Origin of the sequence: Bacteroides sp. AM37-9 (genome assembly GCF_003603455.1) — a bacterium.
Classification (GTDB): domain Bacteria; phylum Bacteroidota; class Bacteroidia; order Bacteroidales; family Bacteroidaceae; genus Bacteroides; species Bacteroides xylanisolvens.
The window spans coordinates 189,728-212,146 of the sequence record NZ_QTNF01000002.1 but is presented as its reverse complement, the minus strand read 5'-3'; the positions used below and the strand labels follow the sequence as shown (position 1 = coordinate 212,146).

The following is a 22,419-nucleotide window of genomic DNA, read 5'->3' as shown; positions in this document are numbered from 1 at the left end:
GTGGGCTGTACAGCCTGCACATGTGAACTATAGAAAGACAGCCGCTTCCAATAGATTATTAAGTAGTCAATACAGGTTATCATCCTATAAAGTGTGCATTCTTATGCCTTTAAATGGATACTCTCACCTAATGCTACACTAAATAGATATAGTATGGGTGTGATAGATACCCATTTTTTGCAATAAAAATATGATAGATGCATTTTCAAAAAGCTATCTGTCATACTTATTTATTTGGTAATTAGAAGATTATTAAAATGAATGATACTATGATAGATGTTTTTTACGCTATGTATTCAAACCTGTATCATTTTACTCATTTCCGTACGGTGTTGAAACTAACTTTTGATATGCTTGCCTTGTTTGGTCGAATAAAAGCAGCGAAAGATAATAAAAGCAATAGCCTGAAAGCAGACTTCTTTGCTTTCAGGCTATTACTTTCAGCCGGAATATTGATGAATAGTTACTTTCTGAAAAATACAGAAAGACTCAAACCAAGATTAGGGCTAAATTATCTCGCAAGGATTATTGTTGCTTAGAGAAAGAATAGGGCATATCTTCTTCTTTAGTTCCTCTATTCTGATTAGGTTGATTGCTCATTTCAACACTGATTGTACCTCCCTTGAGCAAATTTTCGTGTCGGAGATAATTTTTAGTGTAATCAGCACCATTGACATTCATCGAATTGACATAAAAATTCTTCTTACTGTTATTCGGAGCATCAATAACCAAACTATTGCCATTTTCAAAATGGAGTGTAGCTTTCTTGAATAATGGAGCACCTATAATATATTCATCCGTTCCCGGGCAAACAGGATAGAAACCTAATGCCGAGAATACATACCAGGCAGAAGTTTGTCCGTTGTCCTCGTCGCCACAATAGCCGTCCGGAGTAGGAGAGTACATACGATCCATTACTTGACGCAACCAGTATTGGGCTTTCCAAGGTTGTCCTGCATAGTCATATAAATAAATCATGTGCTGAATCGGTTGATTGCCATGTGCATAATTACCCATATTCATCACAGTCATTTCACGGATTTCATGAATCACTTGGCCGTAGTAGCTATCATCAAAAATAGGAGGTACGGCAAAAACAGAATCCATCATGGTGATAAACATCTCTTTTCCGCCCATCAAGTCAATCAATCCTTGAGGATCGTGGAATACCGACCAAGTATAGTGCCAGCTATTTCCTTCTGTAAAAGCATCCCCCCATTTCAGCGGAGAGAAAGGAGATTGGAATGTACCATCTTCGTTGCGTCCACGCATTAACTTAGATTCCTTATCGAAAAGATTCTTGTAGTTCATGGCACGTTTTGCGAAAAGATTAATCTCTTTTTTCGGACGTTTAAGTTCCTTTGCCAGTTGGTAGATACACCAGTCATTGTATGCATATTCCAACGTGCGGGCAGCGTTCTCATTGATTTTCACGTCGTATGGCACGTAACCCAGTTTATTGTAATATTCATATCCCAGACGTCCTGTTGATGATACTTGTGGATGTACATTCTCCGTTCCGTGAATCAGCCCTTCATACAATGTTTTTATATCGTCCACTTTCACTCCTTTCATGTAAGCATCCACTAAGACAGAAGCAGAATTGTTACCAACCATACAGCCTCTGTGCCCCGGACTTGCCCATTCCGGGAAGAAACCGCTCTCTTTATATGTATTGATCAGACCTTCCTGCATTTCCTTGTTGACTGACGGGTACATTAGGTTCAATAACGGGAATAGGCAACGGAAAGTATCCCAAAAGCCTGTGTCGGTATACATATATCCCGGTAATACTTGCCCATTATAAGGACTGTAATGAACAGGTTGTCCGGCAGCATCCAGTTCGTAGAATTTGCGTGGGAAGAGCAATGAACGATATAAACAAGAATAGAATGTGCGATATTGGTCGAGATTGCCTCCTTCTACTTCTATCTTGCCTAACACTTGGTTCCACGCTTCTTTTCCTTTCTTGGCTAGCTGTTCAATATTATCTTTGCCCAACTCTTTCATATTCAAAGCTGCCTGTTCAAAACTGATGAAAGAAGAAGCAATTTTTGCATGTACTTGTTCGCCCTTATGTGTTTGGAAACCAATAATGGCTCCGGCATGAACTGTTGTCTGTTCGGTAACATTTTCCTGCAGATTGCCATTGGCTACCGTAGCTTTATAAGTGAAAGGCTTGTCGAATTCAATAATAAAGTAATTTTTAAAGTTTTCGGGAACTCCACCGCTGTTGCGGGTCGTGTAACCGATAATCTTGTTTTCTTCCGGAATAACCTTAATATACGATCCCTTATCAAAGGCGTCCACTACAACATACGAATGATCGTTTTCCGGAAAAGTGAAACGGAAAAGAACGGCACGCTCGGTTGGAGCCATTTCTGTCACTACATCATGCTCTGCAAGATATACCTTATAAAAATAAGGAGTGGCAGTTTCTCCTTTGTGGGCAAACCAACTGGCACGCTTCTCTTCATTGAATTCCGGTTTGCCTACTACAGGCATAATAGAGAATTGTCCGTAATCATTAATCCACGGACTGGGTTGATGTGTTTGTTTAAATCCACGAATCTTATTAGCCGTATAAGTGTATTGCCATCCGTCTCCCATCTCTCCTGTCTGTGGAGTCCAGAAATTCATTCCCCATGGACGGGCAATGGCCGGATAAGTATTACCTGTTGATAACTCGAAACTAGATTGAGAACCCATAAGCGGATTGACATACTGTGTCCAGTCTTTGGCTTTTGCAAAGACGATACAACTTAATGCACATACTAATAGGAGATACTTTTTCATGGTCTTATTTATTATTTATGGCTCAATCGAATCAGAAATCGATTGAGCCAATTTATTTTTCAAGGTTTTGTTTTTTTATTCAATTTGAACAGCTAATACCAACTCATTCCTCTTCTTTGGAGGAGAGAGCCGGAGAGAGGACTCCCCATTTCGTAGGATGATCGGTCATCTTGATTTCCATCGTTCCTCCATTCGCAATATCCTGATGGTTAAAGAATGGAATGTTTAGAGCCTTACCGTTCAGCGATACACTTTCAATGTATTTATTCTTTTTCCCATTATTCTTTACTACAATACTGAAAGTCTTTCCTTCAGGCAGATTGATAACTGCTTTGTCGAAGGCAGGACGTCCGATGGAATATACCGGCTTGCCGGGACATACCTGATAGAATCCCATAGAGTTGAGTATATACCAGGCAGACATCTGACCGCAGTCCTCATTGCCCGAAAGACCGTCTATACTGTTGGTATACTGACTTCGGTAAACGCTATCCACCAACTCTTGAGTCCTCCAAGGATGGTTAACGTAGTTATATAGGTGGATCACATGATGACTTGGTTCGTTTCCATGTGCATATTGCCCGATAAGTCCGCTGATATCTGATGAGGTTGTCTCACCTTCAAGTGATGAATCGGCCGAGAATAAAGAATCGAGTTTTTGGACAAAAGCATCTTCTCCACCCATCAGATTGACTAATCCTTCTACATCATGCGGCACAAACCAAGTCCATTGCCAAGCTGTTCCTTCACAATAATCATCGCTGCGGTGAGTAGATGCACGCGGATTGAATGGAGTACGCCATTCACCTTTTGAGTCCAGTCCACGCATGAAGCGGATTGATTTGTCGAAATAAAATTCGTACGCCTTGGCGAAGCGTTCATACTTTGCTTTGGATTCAAAATCACTCATTGCTTCTGCAAAGATAGAGATACACCAGTCATCATACGCATATTCCAGAGCTTTGGCCACTGATTCATTTTCGCGGTCACAAGGGATATATCCGATGGCATTCTTATAATATTTTGCTTTAGGCATGAGATGAGGCAATACCAGATCCGGACATTTGATGCCGGTGGTATCATATTCGGCAGCACGCAGGCAGGCTTTATAAGCCTCTTTGGCATCAAAGTTGCGATACCCTTTCATGTAGGCATCCACGATGACCGGAACAGCATGATAACCAATCATAGTGCCGGTATAATTGGAAGCCAAGTCCCACATGGGGTATATCCCACCTTCCTGATGTTTCTTAATTAACGAATTGATAAAGTGATTATTCAAATCGGGATCAATGATAGTCATTAGCGGATGTAGCGCACGGAAAGTATCCCATAAAGAAAAGACAGTGTATATCGGATTAAGGGTGTCTCCTTGATGCACTTCAAGATCCATTCCTAAATAACGTCCGTCTGCATCAGTGAACAGATTTGGACTGATTCCCGTATGATAGAGGGCCGTGTAGAAGATGGCTTTATCTTCTTTATCGGAAGTTGTAATATCAATTTTGGAAAGATATTCATTCCATGCCGTACGTGCGTCTTTACGTACTTTCTCGAAATCCCATCCGGGAATTTCTGATTCAACGTTCTTCCGTGCACCGGCAATATCAACAGCGGACACACCTACTTTAACAAGAACCTGTTCGTCTTTACTGGTGTTGAAATGCAATAATGCTTTGCAGACAGGAAGCCGTTTGCCATTGTCCATGGTGATAGAATCCGTAACGAGCGTATAAGAGAATGGTTTGGAAAATTTAGCGTAGAAGTTGATGTATTGGTCGAAAGCCCAATAAGTTGTTTTCTTATGTCCACAGATTTCCGTATCGCTTATTACTTCTATTTCCATCTCGGAGTTAGTCTGTCGTTGCAGGCTGTAATCCAGGTCGATGATAAATCCGGATTCGGTGTTTTCGGGAAAAGTATAGCGATGGATTGCTCCTCGTTTGGTGGATGAAATTTCAGCTTTCACCTGATAAGTATCAAGAAAGACAGAATAATATCCTGGTTCTGCGATTTCATTCTTATGTGAGAAAGAGGAAGCGTATGCTAGTCGCTGGCTTTGGGGATCGGTTGTACGATATTGTTGCTTACCCACAGTTGGCATGAGCAAGACATCTCCATAGTCGCAACAACCTGTACCGCTGACGTGTGTGTGAGAGAAGCCATTGATGGTAGAGTCGGCATAATAATAACCGGAACAGGCATCCCAACCATCGATCCGGGTGTCCGGACTGGGCTGAATCATCCCGTGGGGAACTACCGCTCCAGGGAAGGTATGACCATGTCCACCGGTACCGATGAAAGGGTTGACGTAAGCACTATAGTCTTTTACATTAGTGGGGGCTGTGCAGGAGCTAAGTGTGAATAAACCTCCTAAACATCCTACTATTAGGAATGTTTTTAATTTCATGGTATTAATAGCTTTTAAGTTTTAGCCGGTTCATCTTTTACTTCTTATTTGGGAGAAATGAAGATATTGTTTCCGACAATTTTATAATCAATAGGTATAGAGTTTTGCAATGATTTCAACACTGACTCGATATTCGATTTCCTTTTCAGTACACCGGAGTAAGTTTTACCCGTCTGAATGTCAGGAGATAGAATGATTTTCACATCATAGAAACGCTCCAGCGCTTTGGTGATGGTGAAGATATCTGCTTTTTGGAATGGAATCAGATTATCGTGCCAAACAGCATCCAACTTGGCATCCACTTGTTTCACGGTCAATCGTCCATTATTTTTGTTCAGTTCCGCACGTTGCCCCGGAGTGAGGATAATCTGCCCCTCTTCCTTATTGCCTTTTACTTCAATCTCACCTTCAATAAGTGTCGCCTCCGCTATCCGGCAACGCTTATCGGATTTTAAATTGAACGTAGTTCCCAGTACGCGTACGCGTATTGCATCACTTTGAACGGTGAATGGCTTATGGCGGTTTTTGGTGACCTCGAAATAAGCTTCTCCTTCTAGGTAGACATTGCGTTCCTTTTCGGAGAACTCACGTGGATATTTCAAGGTTGCTGCATTGTTCAGCCAAACCTTGCTGCCATCCGGTAAGACTACCTCCTTAACAATGCCTTCGCTGGCTACTGCAACCATCATTTGTTGATTGTTTCCGTTTTGATAGAACCAATATCCGACTCCACCACCCATGACCAACATCACAGCAATCACTGCGGCATATTTCATCCAGCGATGCATGCTTAGTATTTTGCTCTGTTTACCTTTCTCTTCGTCCAGCTTTTTATAGAGTTGTTTTTCCGCACGAAGTATCCGTTGTTCATCAGTGTATTGGTCGAATTTACCCAAATGATAAATTTCTTCCATACGAAAGAGCTGGCGGGCATTTTCTTCCGATTCCTTCATCCAGGCATTGACCTCGATAAGCTCTTCTTCAGAACACTGTCCTGTCAGATATCTGTTTATTATTTCTTCACTCAGATTACTCATTTTCTTTTCCTTCATATTAGTAATACAATTCAAAACGCAAAAACACTTATTATAATCGCCATAAAAATAAGAAAAGAATCGCCCAAAGAGGATCGAGTCGGCCACGCAAGTATTTTAAAGCCTTATACATATGGGCTTCCACCGTGCGGAGTGAAACTCCGAGAATATCGGCTATTTCCTTGTTTTTCATATCATGCAGATAGCTAAGTTTGAAAACCTCTTTGCATTTGTCAGGGAGATCGTTAATTGCATCATGAATTTCCTTGCGGAGTTCCTTGTCTTCGATCCTCCGAATCACTTCGTTGTTGTCCGGTTGATAGAATTCGGCGCGTCTTTGGTTGATTTCTTCCATGGCAACACAATAACCTTCTTCCACACTGCGGTGTTTCAAGACGTTAAGGGCACGGGTGTAAACGGCACGATAGAGAAAGGCCTGGATTTGGTCGCCTATCTCTATGTGGTCTTTCCGCTTCCATAATTCTACAAATACGTCCTGCACTACATCCTCTGCTTCTTCTTCTCCCACCAGACGGGTTGCATAGAAAATCAGGCTGGGATAGTACCGGCGAAATAGTGCTTTATAGGTTATATCGAAGTTTTCGTTCATTCTCTCAATTGGTTGTTCAGGTTTGGCTTATGGGTTATTTTCTTCGAATATGACTCCAATTGCTTTAGGGGTGTTACTCATTTCGAATTCGACAGTTGCTCCACTCATGATTTGCTCGTGAGTAAGATACGTTTTGTCATACGGTTTTCCATCTATTTTGATGGATTGGATATAGATATTTTCTTTGTTCACTTTGGGGGCCAGTACGGTGAAAGTCTTTCCATTCGCCAGATGTAATTGCATTTCCGGGAATAGGGGAGTACCTATCTCGTATTTTCCACTGACGGGATTGACGGGGTAGAATCCCATCGCACTGAATACATACCATGCTGACATCTGTCCGCAATCTTCGTTGCCGCAAAGACCGGCTGGTTCGTTCTTGTAGAGCTCGTTCATCACTTTGGCCACATATTCTTGTGTGCGATTTTCGTGTCCTATAGCATTGAACAGATAAATAACGTGATGGCTCGGTTCATTGCCATGCGCATATTGTCCTATCATGCCCGTGCTGAAGATAGGTAGTTCGTCATCTGCTGCCGGATGATAGGTGAACATACTGTCCAGTTTTTCGGCAAATCGGTTTTTACCTCCTACAAGGTCGATCAGTCCGTTAATGTCATGCTGAACAGACCAAAAGTATTGCCATCCGTTGCTTTCGCAAATGTGTGGTGTATAGTCATCGGCCTTGAAGTCCTTGATAAAGGTGCCTTTGTCGTCACGTGGCTGCATGAAAGAAGTAGCGGGGTTATATACATTCTTGTAGTTTTGAGAACGTTTGTAAAATTCGTCCGCAATGTCTTGTTTGCCCATCTTCTTCGCCATTTCGGCAATGCAATAGTCATCGAAAGCGTATTCCAGTGTTTTGGATAACGACCAGTTTTCTGCGTTGTAGTGGTCTGTTACGTTGTAAGGTATGTATCCTAATTCTTTGTAGAGTCCGATGCCGCGGTAATTATCTAGATTAGCCGTTGCTATGCAAGCATCCAAGGCTTTCTTTGCGTCGAAGTCGCCGATTCCTTTCAGATAGGCGTCTACAATAACAGGAACAGCATGATAACCGATCATCATGTCTGTTTCACTTCCGTAGAAGTTCCACACTGGCAGACGGCCATTCTGTTCGTAGAAGGCGATGAAGGATTTCACCATGTCGTTGACACGCTCGGGTTCGGTATAAGTAAAGAGCGGGTGGGCAGCACGGTATGTATCCCATAGGGAGAAGGTGCTATAATTAACCCAGCCGTCGGTCTGGTGTACTTTCTTATCGGGACCGTAGTAAGCTCCGTCTACATCACTGTAAATAGTTGGAGCAATCATTGAGTGATAGAGAGCGGTGTAGAAGTTCACTTTATCGTTCTCATTATCACTTTTTATTTCAATCTTTCCGAGCTGGCGGTTCCAGTTTGCTTTTGTTTCCGCCAAGTATTTGTCGAAGTCATTTTCGGGGACTTCAGCTTTCAGGTTTTTGGCTGCTCCTTCCATACTGACACCGGAAATGGCGGTGTTTACTAATATCTGTTCATCCTTTTGGGTATTGAAATCGAAGCGGGCGATAACAGCTGTGCCGATACGTTTATTGTCTTTGATGATGGCAGTTGTGTCCAGTTCCATTTTCTCAAAAGGCTTGGAGAATCGGGTGCGGAAATAGATGTGTTGATCGCGTGCCCAGCCATCGGAGAAACGGTAACCTTGAATGGTAACGGAGTCTACGACTTCGATATGAGAATCGTTGGTAAAATCCCAGTTCATGGCTTTCTTCAGATTTAAGAAGATAGCAGATTGGGCTTCCGGAAACGTATAACGTTGGATACCACAACGCTCGGTGGCAGTCAGTTCGACGTTGATGTTATAATCTGTCAGGCGTACTTGATAATAACCGGCATGAGCACTTTCATCCTTGTGGGAGAATTTAGAGTGGATGCCAAGCGGTGCTTCCGCTTCTTTATAGGGAAGGGTGACTGGCATGAAAGAGATGTCATACAAATCTCCCGCTCCAGTGCCGGAGAGATGTGTGTGGCTGAAACCGGCAATCGTACTGTCCGGATAGAAATAACCGGAGATACGGTCCCATCCGGGGAGTCCGTTGTCCGGGCTAAGTTGCACCATGCCGAAAGGAGCTTGGGCACCAGGATAAGTGTTTCCAGTGAAGTCTGTTCCGATAAATGGATTTACATAAGATGTGTAATCTATTTCGTGTTTTTCTTGCGTAGGGGTACAAGAAATGAGCATGCAGGTTAACAGCAGGCATAGATAAGCAGGTGTTCTCATCATTCTTTAGGTATTAGTGATTACTTATTTTATTTATTTGAAGGATAAGAAAAATAATTAATCTGGTCACAAAGGTAGAAAAAAACTGTGACAAGCCTAAATTATAAGCTAATATTTTTAGAAAGAGACAAATAGACTTCTATTTCTTACCGGGTTTGTTTGGTTTTGGGGGAGGGTCGGAAGTATCCTTTCCCGATGCTTTTATAGGGGATTCAAAAGGGGATTCAAGCCGAAATTGTTGTTGGTGAATTCCCTTCTGTAAAATAGTGACGCTATCCGATGCAAATAGTGACGCTATATGCTAGCGATACCGTCACTATCCTGTGCATATACCGTCACTATTTTTTTCTACATTAATAGGGAGTTTTTTATGTATTTATTCAGACGCGTCTAATTTTAAGTCTTTACGTAAAAGGGGGTGTCGATAAGTCTCTTTTTAACGATTTCACCCCTATCAGAACAAACTCTGATAGGGGTGATTTCTTTTTTGAGGGGCTTGTTAGGCAGCCTCTTTTATTTATTCTTAGATTCCTGCCAGCTCCAGTACTTTTTCAACTGCTGCCGGTAGTCCATCAGCATTTTTACCTCCTGCAGTAGCGAAGTGAGGTTGGCCACCGCCGCCACCTTGAATCAGTTTGGCAGCCTCTTTTACCAGATTACCAGCTTTCAGACCACCAGCAACCAAATTATCGCTAAGCATTACTGTCAGCATCGGTTTGCCATTGTCTGTACTTCCGGCTACGAAGAACAAGTTTTCTGTGATTTCACCCCGAAGTTGGAAAGCGATATTCTTCACTACTTCTGCCGGTAGTGGAGCACAGAACTTGATTACTTTGATACCGTGGATCTCTTGTACATTTTTCAGTAGTCTTTCCTTCAAAGCTGCTTCTTTCTCTTTCATGAAGTCTTCTACCTGCTTTTTCAATCCTGCATTTTCATCCAGATATTTACGGATTGCAATTCTTAAGTCAGGAGCATTATTGAAGAGAGCCTTCAAGTCGCTAAGTGTATCTTGTATCGTATCCAGCATTTCTTCCACGCGTGCTCCGGTATAAGCTTCAATACGACGAACGCCAGCAGCAACAGAACTTTCGGAGATGATTTTTACCATACCGATATTTCCGGTTGCAGCTACATGTGTACCACCGCAGAACTCGATAGAAGTGCCGAACTGGATCACACGAACTCTGTCGCCATACTTTTCACCAAAGAGAGCGATAGCTCCCAACTCCTTAGCTTCCTCGATAGGAATATTGCGATATTCTTTCAATGGGATATTAGCGCGGATTCTTGCATTAACGATATGTTCAACTTTACGGATTTCTTCATCGGTCACTTTCTGGAAGTGAGAGAAGTCGAAACGTAATGAATCCGGTGTAACCAATGAACCTTTCTGTTCGATGTGTTCACCCAATACTTCACGTAAAGCAGCATCCAGCAAGTGGGTCGCCGAGTGATTGGCTGCGCAGGCAGCACGTTTGTCGGTATCTACACAAGCCATCATCGGAGCTTCCGGATGTTCGGGTAGCTTTTTGGTAATATGTATCGGAAGATTATTCTCTTTCTTTGTGTCGACCACTTCAATCGTCTCGAACTCGCTCACCAATACACCTGTATCACCTACCTGACCACCACTTTCTGCATAGAACGGAGTATAGTCGAGTACAATCTGATACAATGTCTGGTTCTTTTGTTTGATCTGACGGTAACGAAGGATAGAAGCCTCGTATTCAGTGTAATCGTAACCAACGAATTCAGTAGTTCCTTCTTTCAGTACAATCCAGTCACCAGTTTCGATGGCGGCAGCATTACGTGCACGCTGTTTCTGTTGCTGCATTTCTTCATTGAACTCTTCAATGTTGACAGTCATTCCGTTTTCACGGAGAATCAGCTCTGTCAAGTCGAGCGGGAAACCGAATGTATCATATAAAGTAAAGGCATCTTTACCGCTGATTTCAGTTTTTCCATTGACTTTGGTATCTTCCATTGTCTTATCCAATAAACGGATACCAGTTTCCAAAGTGCGGAGGAATGATTCTTCTTCTTCCTTGATTACTTTTTCAATCAGTGTCTTTTGTGCAACCAGTTCAGGATAAGCCTCTCCCATGTTATCAATCAATACAGGAAGCAACTTATACATAAATGCCTGTTTCTGTCCGAGGAAAGTATATCCGTAACGAACAGCACGGCGAAGGATACGGCGGATCACGTAACCTGCCTTTGCATTAGACGGCAACTGGCCATCTGTGATTGAGAATGCAATGGTACGGATATGGTCGGCAATCACACGCATAGCAATATCTTGCTGCTTGTCTTTTCCGTATTCTGTACCCGACATTGCTGCAATAGCTTTCAGCATTGGCTGGAATACGTCTGTGTCGTAGTTGGATATTTTGCCTTGCAGAGCCATACAAAGACGTTCGAATCCCATACCGGTATCAATAACCTTGGCAGGAAGCGGCTCAAGACTGCCGTCTGCTTTGCGGTTGTATTGCATGAACACGAGGTTCCAGATTTCAATTACCTGCGGGTGATCGTGGTTCACGAGGTCGCGACCGGAGATCTTGGCACGTTCTTCAGCAGGACGGAGGTCGATATGGATTTCGGAACAAGGTCCGCAAGGTCCTGTATCACCCATTTCCCAGAAGTTGTCGTGTTTGTTACCGTTGATGATGTGATCTTTCGGCAAGAACTGTTCCCAATAGGAAGCAGCTTCGTCGTCACGGCTCAATCCTTCTTCAGGACTTCCTTCAAATACGGTTGCATAGAGATGTTCCGGATTCAGTTTCAAGACTTCTACCAGATATTCCCACGCCCAGTTGATCGCTTCTTTCTTGAAGTAATCGCCGAACGACCAGTTACCAAGCATTTCAAACATGGTGTGGTGGTACGTATCGTGTCCTACTTCTTCCAGGTCATTATGCTTTCCGCTTACACGCAAACATTTTTGCGAGTCCGCGACTCTTTGGTATTTCGCCGGATGGTTACCCAAAATAATATCTTTAAACTGGTTCATACCCGCGTTCGTAAACATCAGGGTAGGGTCATCTTTAATCACCATCGGAGCCGAGGGAACGATGTGGTGTCCTTTCGACTCAAAGAAATTCTTGAATGAATCTCTGATCTCTTTTGCAGTCAACATATAATGAAGAATTATGATTTATGAATTATGAATTATGGGCTGTGGGATATGAGAGAGGGGAGGAATCCCCAATAAATCATAAATCACAACTCATAAATTCGTAAAAACTGTGCAAAGATAGCTTGTTTTTATTACTTTTGCCGTATTAACAAGCGAAATATTTCCAAAAAGATGCGCAAAGTATACTACATCTATAATCCACAGACCCAGACTTATGATCGAATTTACCCTACCGTACGGCAGCGTGCGCTTAGTATCCTGCGTCGGCTTTTCTATGGAATGGGGTTGGGAGCAGGTTGCTTTATTGTATTGCTTTTGATTTTTGGTTCTCCGTCGGAGAAGGAATTAAGAATTGAAAACAGCCGTCTTTTGGCGCAGTACAATGTGCTTTCCCGGCGTTTGGACGACGCTATGGGGGTGCTTCAGGATATTCAGCAACGTGACGATAATCTGTATCGGGTGATTTTACAGGCAGATCCTGTTTCTCCGGCTATTCGTCAGGCAGGTTATGGCGGGACGAACCGTTACGAAGAACTGATGGATTTGGCGAATGCCAAGCTGGTGGTGAATACGACTCAAAAGTTGGACGTGCTTTCCAAAAGGCTTTATATTCAGTCGAAATCTTTCGATGATGTGATTGATATGTGTAAGAACCACGATGAGATGCTGAAATGTATTCCGGCCATACAGCCTATTTCTAATAAGGATCTTCGTCAGACAGCATCCGGTTATGGTACACGTATTGACCCTATTTATGGTACGACAAAGTTCCATGCAGGCATGGACTTCTCTGCTCATCCGGGAACGGATGTTTATGCTACCGGAAACGGAACAGTGGTGAAAGTGGGATGGGAAACCGGATACGGTAATACTATTGAGATAGATCATGGTTTCGGGTATCTTACTCGGTATGCTCACTTGCAGGGATTTAATACGAAAGTCGGAAAGAAAGTGGTACGTGGTGAGATTATCGGAAAAGTGGGTAGTACAGGAAAAAGTACCGGCCCGCATTTGCATTATGAAGTGTACGTGAAAGGGCAGGTAGTAAATCCGGTCAATTATTATTTCATGGATTTGAGTGCCGAAGATTATGAAAAGATGATTCAGTTGGCAGCCAATCATGGTAAAGTATTTGATTAAAATCTTAAAACAGGAGTGTTATGCTTAATACAGACAAAGAATTGAAGCTATATTATTCAATAGGAGAAGTTGCCGATATGTTCGGAGTCAATCCGTCATTGCTCCGTTTTTGGGAAAAGGAATTTCCGCAAATCTCTCCTAAGACAGCAGGAAGAGGAATACGTCAGTACCGCAAAGAAGACGTAGAAACGATCGGTCTTATCTATCATTTGGTAAAAGAAAAAGGCATGACACTTCCCGGTGCCCGGCAACGTTTGAAGGATAATAAAGAAGCTACGGTTCGTAATTATGAGATTGTAAATAAGCTGAAAGCGATAAAAGAAGAGCTTTTGGCTATTAAACGCGAATTGGATGGACGGGAGTAGAATAACGTTGATCGATAATGAATGTGTCGATCAATGTTATTCTTCTACGCGGCTCACCTGTTTGATATTCTGTATTTTCTTCAGATTGTTACAGATGGTTTTCACATCATCCACGTCATGTACCCATAACTGAATTTTTCCTTCAAAGATACCATCTTCGGTTTCGATGGTTAGCTTACGGATATTTACATTGAGTTGTCTGGAGATAACCTGGGTGACTTCATTCAAAAGTCCCATGCTGTCTATACCTTTTATATATATATATACCAGGAAAGATAGTTCTTTGTGTGTATCCCATTCTGTTGCTAATATACGGTTGCCATAACTGCTCTTCAGTTTGGCGGCAACAGGACATTGGCGTTTGTGGATAATGATCCGGTCGTTTTCATCCACATATCCCAATACGTCATCACCGGGAATAGGATGGCAACATTCGGCCATGATATATTTCTTCTGCAAACTTTCTTCCGTCAGTTTGAGCACTTGCTTCGGATTGATTTTTTCTTTTTCTTGCGGCTCTTTTTCTTCTTGCTTCTCTTTATTGTTGCCGAAAGAGAAAGTCAGATATTTCTTCCAGTTACTGGTTTGCTTTTCTTTCAGTTCATTCTTGTCCGCTTCTCCCAGAATGATTGCTTTACTGCCAATGGCAGCCAACAATTCTTCTTCATTTTTTGCATTATGCAGTCTACGCAGCTTCTCGATAACGGCTTCTTCAGGGCGGATTTCCTCTTTTTTCAAAAACTCGTTAAGGATTTCTTCACCTATCTTCTGGTTTGCTTTACGCTCTTTGCGGAGGATGGCTGCAATCTTGGCACGGGCACGGGCAGTGGTTGCAAAAACTTCCCATTGCGGTTGTACACGTTGCGATTTTGAAGTCAGGATCTCAACTTGGTCACCACTTTGCAATTTATGGCTTAACGGAACTAATTTGTGGTTGACTTTGGCACCAATACAATGGCTGCCAATATCCGTATGCAGGGAAAACGCGAAGTCGAGAGCCGTAGAATTCTGCGGCATAGTCTTCAGTTCACCTTTGGGAGTGAACACAAATATTTCAGAAGCAAATAAATTAAGTTTGATGGTATCCAGAAAATCAATGGCATCCGGTTGCGGATCATCCAATATCTCCTTAATGGTTTTCAACCATTTTTCCAACTCTCCTTCATCTTCGCTGCCTCCTCCTTCTTTGTATTTCCAGTGAGCGGCGAAACCTTGTTCGGCAACGTCATTCATTCGTTCACTACGAATCTGGACTTCAATCCATTGTCCGTTATTACCCATCAGGGTGACATGCAATGCCTGATAACCATTTGCTTTAGGATGGCTCACCCAGTCGCGCAGACGGTCCGGATGAGGCTTGTATATCTTGGAGATGGAAACGTAAATGTCGAAACAGTCGTTGAGTTCTTCTTCTATGTTACGTGGCTCGAAGATGATACGGACAGCTAGTAGATCAAATATTTCTTCAAAAGGAACATGCTTGGTCTGCATTTTGTTCCAGATAGAATAGATTGATTTTACGCGGGCAAGTATCCGGTATTTTAATCCCATCTTATCCAACTGTGTACGGATAGGAGCAGTGAAGTCGTTGAAAACTTTGTCGCGTTCGGCAGCTGTGGCATTCAACTTCTCTTCTATTTCCGCATATTCTTCGGGATGTTCATATTTGAAGCTTAGATTCTCAAGCTCTGTTTTTATTTTATAGAGACCCAGGCGGTTGGCGAGTGGCGCATAGATGTAAAGCGTTTCGCCTGCAATCTTATATTGCTTGTTGGGCAACATGGAACCGAGGGTACGCATGTTGTGCAAACGGTCGGCTATCTTGATAAGAATTACCCGGATATCGTTCGACATAGTGAGCAGTAACTTCTTGAAGTTCTCTGCTTGTGCTGAAGCACGGTCACCGAAAATTCCGCCGGATATCTTGGTCAGTCCGTCCACAATTTGGGCAATCTTCGGGCCAAAGATATTTTCAATGTCTTCTACTGTGTAATCAGTGTCTTCTACTACATCATGCAACAAGGCCGCACATATAGAAGTTGAACCCAGGCCGATCTCATTACATACAATACTTGCAACGGCAATCGGGTGCATAATATAAGGTTCGCCCGAACGACGTTTGATACCTTTATGCGCCTGATTGGCGAAGTTGAAAGCCTTCGTAATGATTTCAACCTTTTTGCGATGTTTAGTGTTGAGATAATCATTCAGTAGTTCGTGGAACGCCTGATTGATCATCTCTTCATCACTTATTTCTTTAGGGGGCAGATTATCCATAATTGTTATCCTTTCACTTGCTTAGTTCTGCAAAAATAAGCAAATTTCCGAACGATGCAAGCAGGAAGCTGTTTATTTGTATATTTTCAATCGTTTTCCTGCAGCAATTTTGGTGTTGGACATTCCATTCCACCTTTGTATATCCTTAATTGTGACGCCATACTTTCCGGCGATAGTTGACAAAGTGTCTCCACTTTTTATTGTGTAGTAGGTCAGTTTGCCTTTACCGGCAACAGCTGCTGTCGTTTTGCGGGTTGAGGGGGTAATTTCCTTTACTGCAACGGTTTTTCGGTTGCGGAACAATTCGTCGGCACGATGTGCGTAAATTGTGTCTTGCTTATCTATAAAGGTACTGATAGCATCGATAGGAAGTCTTAAAGTATAAGGCTTGCTGTCACCCGGAATCATGTGCTTCTTATATTGCGGATTCAAGCTCTTGATTTGATCCAAAGGTACGTTGCAAAGATCAGCAATCTGTTCGAAGTGCAGATTTTTGTTCACTTGTACTGTGTCGGTACTTGCCGGGATATTTGTTTCCATCGGACAAATATTATGGTCACAATAGTAAGTCATCACATAATTAGCGGCGATAAAGGCAGGTACGTAACCACGTGTCTCTTTAGGCAGGTAATTATAAATTTTCCAGTAATCCGTTTCGCCATTGGCACGGCGGATTGCCTTGTTGATAGTACCGGGCCCACAGTTATAAGCAGCAATCACAAGATTCCAGTCTCCATAGATATCGTACATTTCTTTGAGATAACGTGCGGCAGCCCAAGTTGCTTTAATCGGGTCGCGTCGTTCATCTACCAGGCTGTTTGATTCCAAGCCATAGATCTTACCTGTACCGATCATAAATTGCCACAGACCGGAAGCGCCTGCGCGCGACACGGCAGAGGGGTTCAGTGCAGATTCGATAATCGGGAGATATCTAAGTTCCAGTGGAAGTCCGTATGCATCCAATGCTTCTTCAAAAATCGGCATATAGAAGTTGCAGGCACTCAACATGAAAGAAACCTGATTACGCAAGCGTCCTGCATACATATCGATGAATTTGCGGATAATATCATTATAAGGCATTTCCATGATAGCCGGAATGCGTGACAAGCGGTCGATATAGACAGAGTCGCTGAATAAAGGGTTGATTTCAGCTGTACTGCAATCTTTGCCTAAGTCAATATAATTTTTGGCTTTCCAGTCGTTCAACAGACTGTCAAGTGGATATGTCATACTTTTAGGCAGGTCGATGCTTTCTTTGCGTTCAGTTCCATTTTCACGAATCACTACATCTACACTTTGCGCTTTTACCTGCGACGTTGCCACCAGTAAAAGAAAAATAATCGAACAATAGTTAACTAATTTCTTCATGCTTCAATAATAAGATCAATCTAAATTGTGTTTTTAAAATCGTAATACGCATTGCAGACCAACCGACTTGCTTTTTAAACTGCTGGAGCGGAACTGGTTGTTATTGTCGATAACAGCCGGTTCTACTTTCATGCTCAAGTCGGGGGTTATATCGAAGTTAGACAACTCTGCATCTACATAAGCGTCGATGATAGAGATCAGATAAACTCCGATAAAAGCAAATATACTAAGGTCCCGATAACGACGGAACATATCTTTTCTTCGTTTTAGTGTGTTTTTTAGCTGCTCCTCATTATAAGTGGAGTTCGGGGGCAACAAGTCTTCGTAACTTTTCGTATTCGGGTTGCTGTCCATAATGTCCAGATAGGCTTGCGAATAGTCTTTGTACATCTTACCGTTCCAACTTAAGGCGTAAGCACAACCAGCAAATCCTCCATATATAATAGGTAATTTCCAGTATTTACGGTTGTAAATCTGTCCTCCACCGGGGAATACGACTGCCAGCCACGTTGCTTTGGTCGGATTCGGGATAAATATTTTCTTGTTAATATCTTGAGCAGGTGGCGGCACAGTGTCGGTCTTTACAACAATGGAGGCAGGTTGCTCTATCTTTTTCAGCTCTTTCTTGTTGGCTGCATCCAAGCTGTCCGCTATCTGTATTTTAGCAGCTGACAAACTGTCGATGGCCGGAAGTTCTTTGGATGGTATGATTTGGATAGAATCCTTCTTTACCGAGTCCTGTATAATCGGATCACGATGCCTTCGTGCACGGGCTTTCGGCGCTTCTCGCTGTATGATTGTTGTATCTTTCCGTGCCGGAGTAACTGTGGATTGTGCATACACATCAATCCCTGCCACCTGTAAAAAACAGAGAAGCAGGGCGCTGACTAGTAACTGATATTTCTTACTTTTTCTTGTCATTTACTTCTTTAGCGTATCGAAGATTTCCATGATACGTTCCAGTTCCTCCTCGTTCCCGAAAGGAATACTGATCTTGCCTTTTCCCTTTTCAGAGCAGGTGAGTTGTACCTTGGTGTTGAAAAAGCCGGAGAGTTGTTGCTTCAATAAGTTGAATTCTTCAGGAAGTTTGCCACGTTTGGGTGTTATTTTCCGTGTGCCGCTTTTCACAGCTTCTCCTTCGCTTAATGATTTAACAATTTCTTCTACTTTGCGGACTGAATATCCGTGTTCTTGTATTTCTTCGAATATTTTAACTTGTAGTTTAGGGTCGCCTAATGAAATCAGTGCACGGGCATGTCCCATGTCCAACTGCTTGTTTTGCAGGGCCATCTGTATCGGAGCCGGCAATTTCAGTAAGCGCAGGTAGTTGGCGATCGTCGTTCGTTTCTTTCCGATGCGTTCGCTAAGACGTTCCTGTGTCAGTTCGTATTGATCGAGCAGATGCTGGTAGGCAAGTGCGATTTCTACGGCATTCAGGTCTTCACGCTGGATATTTTCAATCAGCGCCATTTCCATCATGTTTTCGTCGTCGGCAGTGCGTATATAAGCAGGGATCGTTTTCAGTCCTGCTCTTTGTGACGCACGATAACGACGTTCTCCCGCGATGATCTGATACTCATCGTCCGAGAGTTTGCGTAAGGTAATAGGTTGGATGATACCGATTTCCGCAATGGAATCAGCCAGTTCCTGCAATGCTGTTTCGTCAAACTCACGGCGGGGCTGGTTAGGATTGACAGTAATCTTTGCCAGCTCTATTTCATTAATGGAAGAAGACCCTTCGGTTTTCACATCATCCATTGAGAGCAAGGCGTCGAGACCACGTCCTAATGCATTTCTTTTTTGTGTTGCCATATCTTCTTCTTTCTTTTATTTATTTCGGTTGATAATCTCTTTAGCAAGAGCCAGGTGGTTTTTGGCGCCGGTAGATTCCGCATCGTAAAGGATGGTCGGGACACCGTAGCTGGGAGCCTCGCTCAATTTCACATTTCGTTGAATAACGGTGTTGAACACCAGTTCCTGGAAATGACGTTTCACTTCGTCGTAAATCTGATTAGCCTGACGCAGACGAGAGTCATACATTGTCAGTAAGAAACCTTCGATTTCTAAAGCCGGATTCAGTTTCGACTTGATGATTTTGATGGTATTCAACAATTTGCTGATACCTTCAAGAGCAAAATATTCAGCTTGAACGGGGATAATCACGGAGTCGGCTGCCGTCAGGGCATTGATCGTGATCAGTCCTAATGAAGGCGAACAGTCTATCAGGATATAGTCATATTCTTTCTTCAAAGGGGTGAGTACTTCTTTTAGTATCTTTTCTCGGTTTGGGAGGTTCAGCATTTCAATCTCTGCTCCTACGAGATTGATGTGCGAAGAGATTACTTTCAAAGAATCAATCTCCGTATCAAGGATAGCGTCCTGTACGTTGGCTCTGTCAATAATACATTCATAGATAGTGCATTCCGACTGCTTGATGTCTACTCCCAGACCGGAAGAAGCATTAGCTTGCGGGTCGGCATCTACTACGAGTACCTTTTTTTCCAGTGTAGCAAGTGAAGCTGCGAGATTAATCGTAGTCGTTGTCTTTCCTACACCGCCTTTTTGATTGGCCAAAGCAATAATTTTTCCCATATTCTCTAAATTTATTGGCAGCGAAATAAGTGATAAATCCTTAGAGCGCCTACGAAAAAAGAGAAACTTTGCAATTTCTGTTGATAAGTCGCCTGTTTTGTTAATAACTGTCGGACGAAACGGTTACCAAACTTCGACAGGTTCATCATCTACCTTTCTCTTTATGAGCTTGCAAATATACATATTTATATTGGATATTTATTTCTTTTTTTGCTCGCTTGCAGAAGATTAAGATTTGTAAACGGGTAGGAGTGGGGGTGAAAGAGACTTTTCGATCTGATGCGGGGAGGTGTTTGGTGGTACGGCTTCTTTTTGTTACTTTTGTGCGAATATAAAAAAGGAAAGGATTGAATATATGGAAAAAGAGAAGCCGTTGATACTTGTTTCGAATGACGATGGCGTGATGGCTAAAGGTATTAATGAACTGGTGAAGTTTCTTCGCCCTTTGGGTGAGATTATAGTGATGGCACCTGATGCTCCGCGTTCCGGTAGTGGGTGTGCGCTGACGGTGACGCAGCCGGTTCATTACCAGTTAGTAAAGAAGGAAGTGGGCTTGACTGTTTATAAATGTTCGGGAACACCGACCGATTGCATCAAATTGGCACGAAACACAGTGCTCGACCGGACTCCGGATCTGATAGTCGGCGGTATCAATCATGGAGATAACTCTGCCACTAACGTGCATTATTCCGGTACGATGGGAGTGGTGTTTGAGGGCTGTTTGAATGGAATTCCTTCTATTGGCTTCTCCTTGTGCAATCATGCACCCGATGCTGATTTTGAAGCTGCCGGACCTTATATCCGCAGCATCGCTGCCATGATCTTGGAAAAAGGACTTCCTCCTTTAACTTGTCTGAATGTAAACTTCCCCGATACAGCCGATATAAAAGGAGTGAAAATCTGTGAACAGGCGAAAGGACGTTGGACGAATGAATGGGCTGCCTGCCCTCGTCTGAATGATCCTAACTATTTCTGGCTGACCGGTGAATTTACCGATCATGAACCTGAAAACGAGAAGAACGATCATTGGGCTTTGGCAAATGGTTATGTTGCTATCACCCCGACTACGGTTGACGTGACGGCTTATCACTTTATGGACGAACTTAATAAATGGTTTAATTAGTTGAAATTTGAAAGTTGAAAAAGAAAGCATGACGCCCTGTTAGTCATCTATCCCTACCAACTCTCAACTCTCAACTCTCAACTCTCAACTCTATGAAGTATTATCTGATTGTCGGTGAAGCTTCCGGCGATTTGCACGCCTCTCATCTGATGGCTGCCTTAAAGGCAGAAGACCCGCAGGCTGATTTTCGTTTTTTCGGAGGTGACTTGATGGCGGCTGTCGGAGGAACGATGGTGAAGCATTATAAGGAGTTGGCATACATGGGATTTATCCCTGTATTACTCCATCTGCGCACTATCTTTGCAAATATGAAGCGTTGCAAAGAAGACATTGTTTTCTGGGAACCGGACGTTGTTATTCTGGTAGATTATCCGGGATTCAATCTTGATATTGCCAAGTTTGTCCATGCAAAGACACAGATACCGGTTTACTATTATATTTCTCCGAAGATATGGGCGTGGAAAGAATACCGTATCAAGAATATAAAACGAGATGTAGATGAGCTTTTCTCCATCCTTCCTTTTGAAGTGGAATTCTTTGAAGGAAAGCATCAATACCCCATTCACTATGTAGGAAACCCTACCGTGGATGAGGTGGCGGCCTATCAGGCAGCTCATCCGAAAAATAAGGAGCACTTTATTGCAGAGAACCAATTGGAAGATAAGCCGATTATCGCTCTTCTTGCCGGTAGCCGGAAACAGGAAATCAAAGATAATCTGCCGGATATGTTGAAGGCTGCTTCCGCTTTTCCCGACTATCAGCTTGTCTTGGCCGGTGCACCTGCCATTGCTCCCGAGTATTATAAACAATATGTAGGAGAGGCGAAAGTGAAAATCATTTTCGATCAGACTTATAGCCTGTTGCAGCATGCAGATGTAGCTTTAGTTACTTCGGGTACAGCTACGCTTGAGACGGCATTGTTTCGTGTTCCTCAAGTGGTTTGTTATTACACTCCGATCGGGAAAGTGGTTTCTTTTTTGCGGCGTCATATCTTAACTGTGAGATTTATTTCGTTGGTTAATTTGATTGCTGACCGTGAAGTGGTAAAGGAACTGGTGGCAGATACGATGACCGTGAAGAATATGCAGAGCGAATTGAAAAATATCATTGAAAATGAAGCATATAGAAATGAGATGCTTTCCGGGTATGAATATGTAGCCGAACGGTTAGGACCTGCCGGTGCTCCCCGTCACGCAGCTCGTGAAATGCTGCGTTTGTTGAAAAAATAACTTTCTTTTTCTGAATAAACGTAAAGCCGATGCAGTAAATGCACGGCTTTTTTATTTATAAAGCAGAA

16 protein-coding genes are annotated in these 22,419 nt (G+C 42.8%); 5 read left to right on the top strand and 11 right to left on the bottom strand.

Annotation, left to right across the window (positions count from 1 at the left end; all coding sequences use genetic code 11):
- Positions 1-257 precede the first annotated feature (257 nt).
- Positions 258-539, top strand: coding sequence for a hypothetical protein (locus DW862_RS02075; RefSeq protein ID WP_120067207.1), 282 nt, complete (start codon positions 258-260; stop codon positions 537-539).
- On the opposite strand, the gene DW862_RS02070 is transcribed toward DW862_RS02075, so the two are convergent.
- The 6 genes from DW862_RS02070 to alaS form a co-directional block, all read right to left on the bottom strand.
- On the bottom strand, positions 526-2,796 hold the full coding sequence (locus DW862_RS02070) for a GH92 family glycosyl hydrolase (RefSeq protein WP_120067206.1): 2,271 nt from the start codon (positions 2,794-2,796) through the stop codon (positions 526-528). The two genes, DW862_RS02075 and DW862_RS02070, sit on opposite strands and share 14 nt — an antisense overlap.
- A gap of 103 nt (positions 2,797-2,899) precedes the next feature.
- Complete coding sequence (locus tag DW862_RS02065) at positions 2,900-5,206, bottom strand: GH92 family glycosyl hydrolase (RefSeq protein WP_120067205.1); 2,307 nt, start codon at positions 5,204-5,206, stop codon at positions 2,900-2,902.
- Positions 5,207-5,250: 44 nt separating this feature from the next.
- On the bottom strand, positions 5,251-6,258 hold the full coding sequence (locus DW862_RS02060; protein WP_004301377.1) for a FecR family protein: 1,008 nt from the start codon (positions 6,256-6,258) through the stop codon (positions 5,251-5,253).
- Positions 6,259-6,292: 34 nt separating this feature from the next.
- Positions 6,293-6,850, bottom strand: coding sequence for an RNA polymerase sigma-70 factor (locus DW862_RS02055; RefSeq protein WP_120067204.1), 558 nt, complete (start codon positions 6,848-6,850; stop codon positions 6,293-6,295).
- Positions 6,851-6,877: 27 nt separating this feature from the next.
- Entirely contained in the window at positions 6,878-9,115 is a 2,238-nt protein-coding gene (locus DW862_RS02050; RefSeq protein WP_120067248.1) for a GH92 family glycosyl hydrolase, read from the bottom strand.
- Positions 9,116-9,638: 523 nt separating this feature from the next.
- Entirely contained in the window at positions 9,639-12,257 is a 2,619-nt protein-coding gene (gene alaS / locus DW862_RS02045; RefSeq protein WP_120067203.1) for an alanine--tRNA ligase, read from the bottom strand.
- Positions 12,258-12,428: 171 nt separating this feature from the next.
- Between alaS and DW862_RS02040 the strand changes: the two genes are divergently transcribed.
- The gene (locus DW862_RS02040; RefSeq protein ID WP_004315137.1) at positions 12,429-13,397 is read left to right on the top strand and encodes a M23 family metallopeptidase; all 969 of its coding nucleotides are present in this window, start codon (positions 12,429-12,431) and stop codon (positions 13,395-13,397) included.
- A gap of 20 nt (positions 13,398-13,417) precedes the next feature.
- Complete coding sequence (locus tag DW862_RS02035; RefSeq protein WP_004301384.1) at positions 13,418-13,762, top strand: MerR family transcriptional regulator; 345 nt, start codon at positions 13,418-13,420, stop codon at positions 13,760-13,762.
- A 36-nt stretch (positions 13,763-13,798) separates the two neighbouring features.
- Here the strand turns inward: DW862_RS02035 and DW862_RS02030 are convergent, their stop codons facing one another.
- From DW862_RS02030 to DW862_RS02010, 5 genes are all read right to left on the bottom strand, one after another.
- Positions 13,799-16,039 carry a bifunctional (p)ppGpp synthetase/guanosine-3',5'-bis(diphosphate) 3'-pyrophosphohydrolase gene (locus DW862_RS02030; protein ID WP_118407795.1) on the bottom strand — a complete coding sequence of 747 codons (2,241 nt, stop codon included), beginning with the start codon at positions 16,037-16,039 and terminating at the stop codon, positions 13,799-13,801.
- A 72-nt stretch (positions 16,040-16,111) separates the two neighbouring features.
- Positions 16,112-17,407, bottom strand: coding sequence for a lytic transglycosylase domain-containing protein (locus DW862_RS02025; protein ID WP_008020625.1), 1,296 nt, complete (start codon positions 17,405-17,407; stop codon positions 16,112-16,114).
- 33 nt (positions 17,408-17,440) lie between these two features.
- Positions 17,441-18,328, bottom strand: coding sequence for a DUF5683 domain-containing protein (locus DW862_RS02020; protein WP_004315141.1), 888 nt, complete (start codon positions 18,326-18,328; stop codon positions 17,441-17,443).
- Positions 18,329-19,219, bottom strand: coding sequence for a ParB/RepB/Spo0J family partition protein (locus DW862_RS02015; protein WP_004301392.1), 891 nt, complete (start codon positions 19,217-19,219; stop codon positions 18,329-18,331). It lies immediately after the preceding gene.
- Positions 19,220-19,234: 15 nt separating this feature from the next.
- On the bottom strand, positions 19,235-19,999 hold the full coding sequence (locus tag DW862_RS02010; RefSeq protein WP_004301394.1) for a ParA family protein: 765 nt from the start codon (positions 19,997-19,999) through the stop codon (positions 19,235-19,237).
- 355 nt (positions 20,000-20,354) lie between these two features.
- On the opposite strand from DW862_RS02010, the gene surE reads away from it, so the two are divergent.
- Both surE and lpxB read left to right on the top strand, forming a co-directional pair.
- A complete protein-coding gene (gene surE / locus DW862_RS02005) occupies positions 20,355-21,122 on the top strand; it encodes a 5'/3'-nucleotidase SurE (protein WP_008020629.1) in 768 nt (255 codons plus the stop codon).
- Between the two features lie 92 nt (positions 21,123-21,214).
- Positions 21,215-22,351 (top strand): lipid-A-disaccharide synthase, encoded by a 1,137-nt coding sequence (gene lpxB / locus DW862_RS02000; RefSeq protein ID WP_120067202.1) that lies wholly within the window; start codon positions 21,215-21,217, stop codon positions 22,349-22,351.
- The last annotated feature ends 68 nt before the right edge of the window (positions 22,352-22,419 follow it).

Bases quoted from the DNA above. Each gene is read 5' to 3' on its own strand.
- DW862_RS02075 (WP_120067207.1), top strand. From the start codon at position 258: ATGAATGATACTATGATAGATGTTTTTTACGCTATGTATTCAAACCTG.
- DW862_RS02070 (WP_120067206.1), bottom strand. From the start codon at position 2,796: ATGAAAAAGTATCTCCTATTAGTATGTGCATTAAGTTGTATCGTCTTT.
- DW862_RS02065 (WP_120067205.1), bottom strand. From the start codon at position 5,206: ATGAAATTAAAAACATTCCTAATAGTAGGATGTTTAGGAGGTTTATTC.
- DW862_RS02060 (WP_004301377.1), bottom strand. From the start codon at position 6,258: ATGAAGGAAAAGAAAATGAGTAATCTGAGTGAAGAAATAATAAACAGA.
- DW862_RS02055 (WP_120067204.1), bottom strand. From the start codon at position 6,850: ATGAACGAAAACTTCGATATAACCTATAAAGCACTATTTCGCCGGTAC.
- DW862_RS02050 (WP_120067248.1), bottom strand. From the start codon at position 9,115: ATGAGAACACCTGCTTATCTATGCCTGCTGTTAACCTGCATGCTCATT.
- alaS (WP_120067203.1), bottom strand. From the start codon at position 12,257: ATGTTGACTGCAAAAGAGATCAGAGATTCATTCAAGAATTTCTTTGAG.
- DW862_RS02040 (WP_004315137.1), top strand. From the start codon at position 12,429: ATGCGCAAAGTATACTACATCTATAATCCACAGACCCAGACTTATGAT.
- DW862_RS02035 (WP_004301384.1), top strand. From the start codon at position 13,418: ATGCTTAATACAGACAAAGAATTGAAGCTATATTATTCAATAGGAGAA.
- DW862_RS02030 (WP_118407795.1), bottom strand. From the start codon at position 16,039: ATGGATAATCTGCCCCCTAAAGAAATAAGTGATGAAGAGATGATCAAT.
- DW862_RS02025 (WP_008020625.1), bottom strand. From the start codon at position 17,407: ATGAAGAAATTAGTTAACTATTGTTCGATTATTTTTCTTTTACTGGTG.
- DW862_RS02020 (WP_004315141.1), bottom strand. From the start codon at position 18,328: ATGACAAGAAAAAGTAAGAAATATCAGTTACTAGTCAGCGCCCTGCTT.
- DW862_RS02015 (WP_004301392.1), bottom strand. From the start codon at position 19,219: ATGGCAACACAAAAAAGAAATGCATTAGGACGTGGTCTCGACGCCTTG.
- DW862_RS02010 (WP_004301394.1), bottom strand. From the start codon at position 19,999: ATGGGAAAAATTATTGCTTTGGCCAATCAAAAAGGCGGTGTAGGAAAG.
- surE (WP_008020629.1), top strand. From the start codon at position 20,355: ATGGAAAAAGAGAAGCCGTTGATACTTGTTTCGAATGACGATGGCGTG.
- lpxB (WP_120067202.1), top strand. From the start codon at position 21,215: ATGAAGTATTATCTGATTGTCGGTGAAGCTTCCGGCGATTTGCACGCC.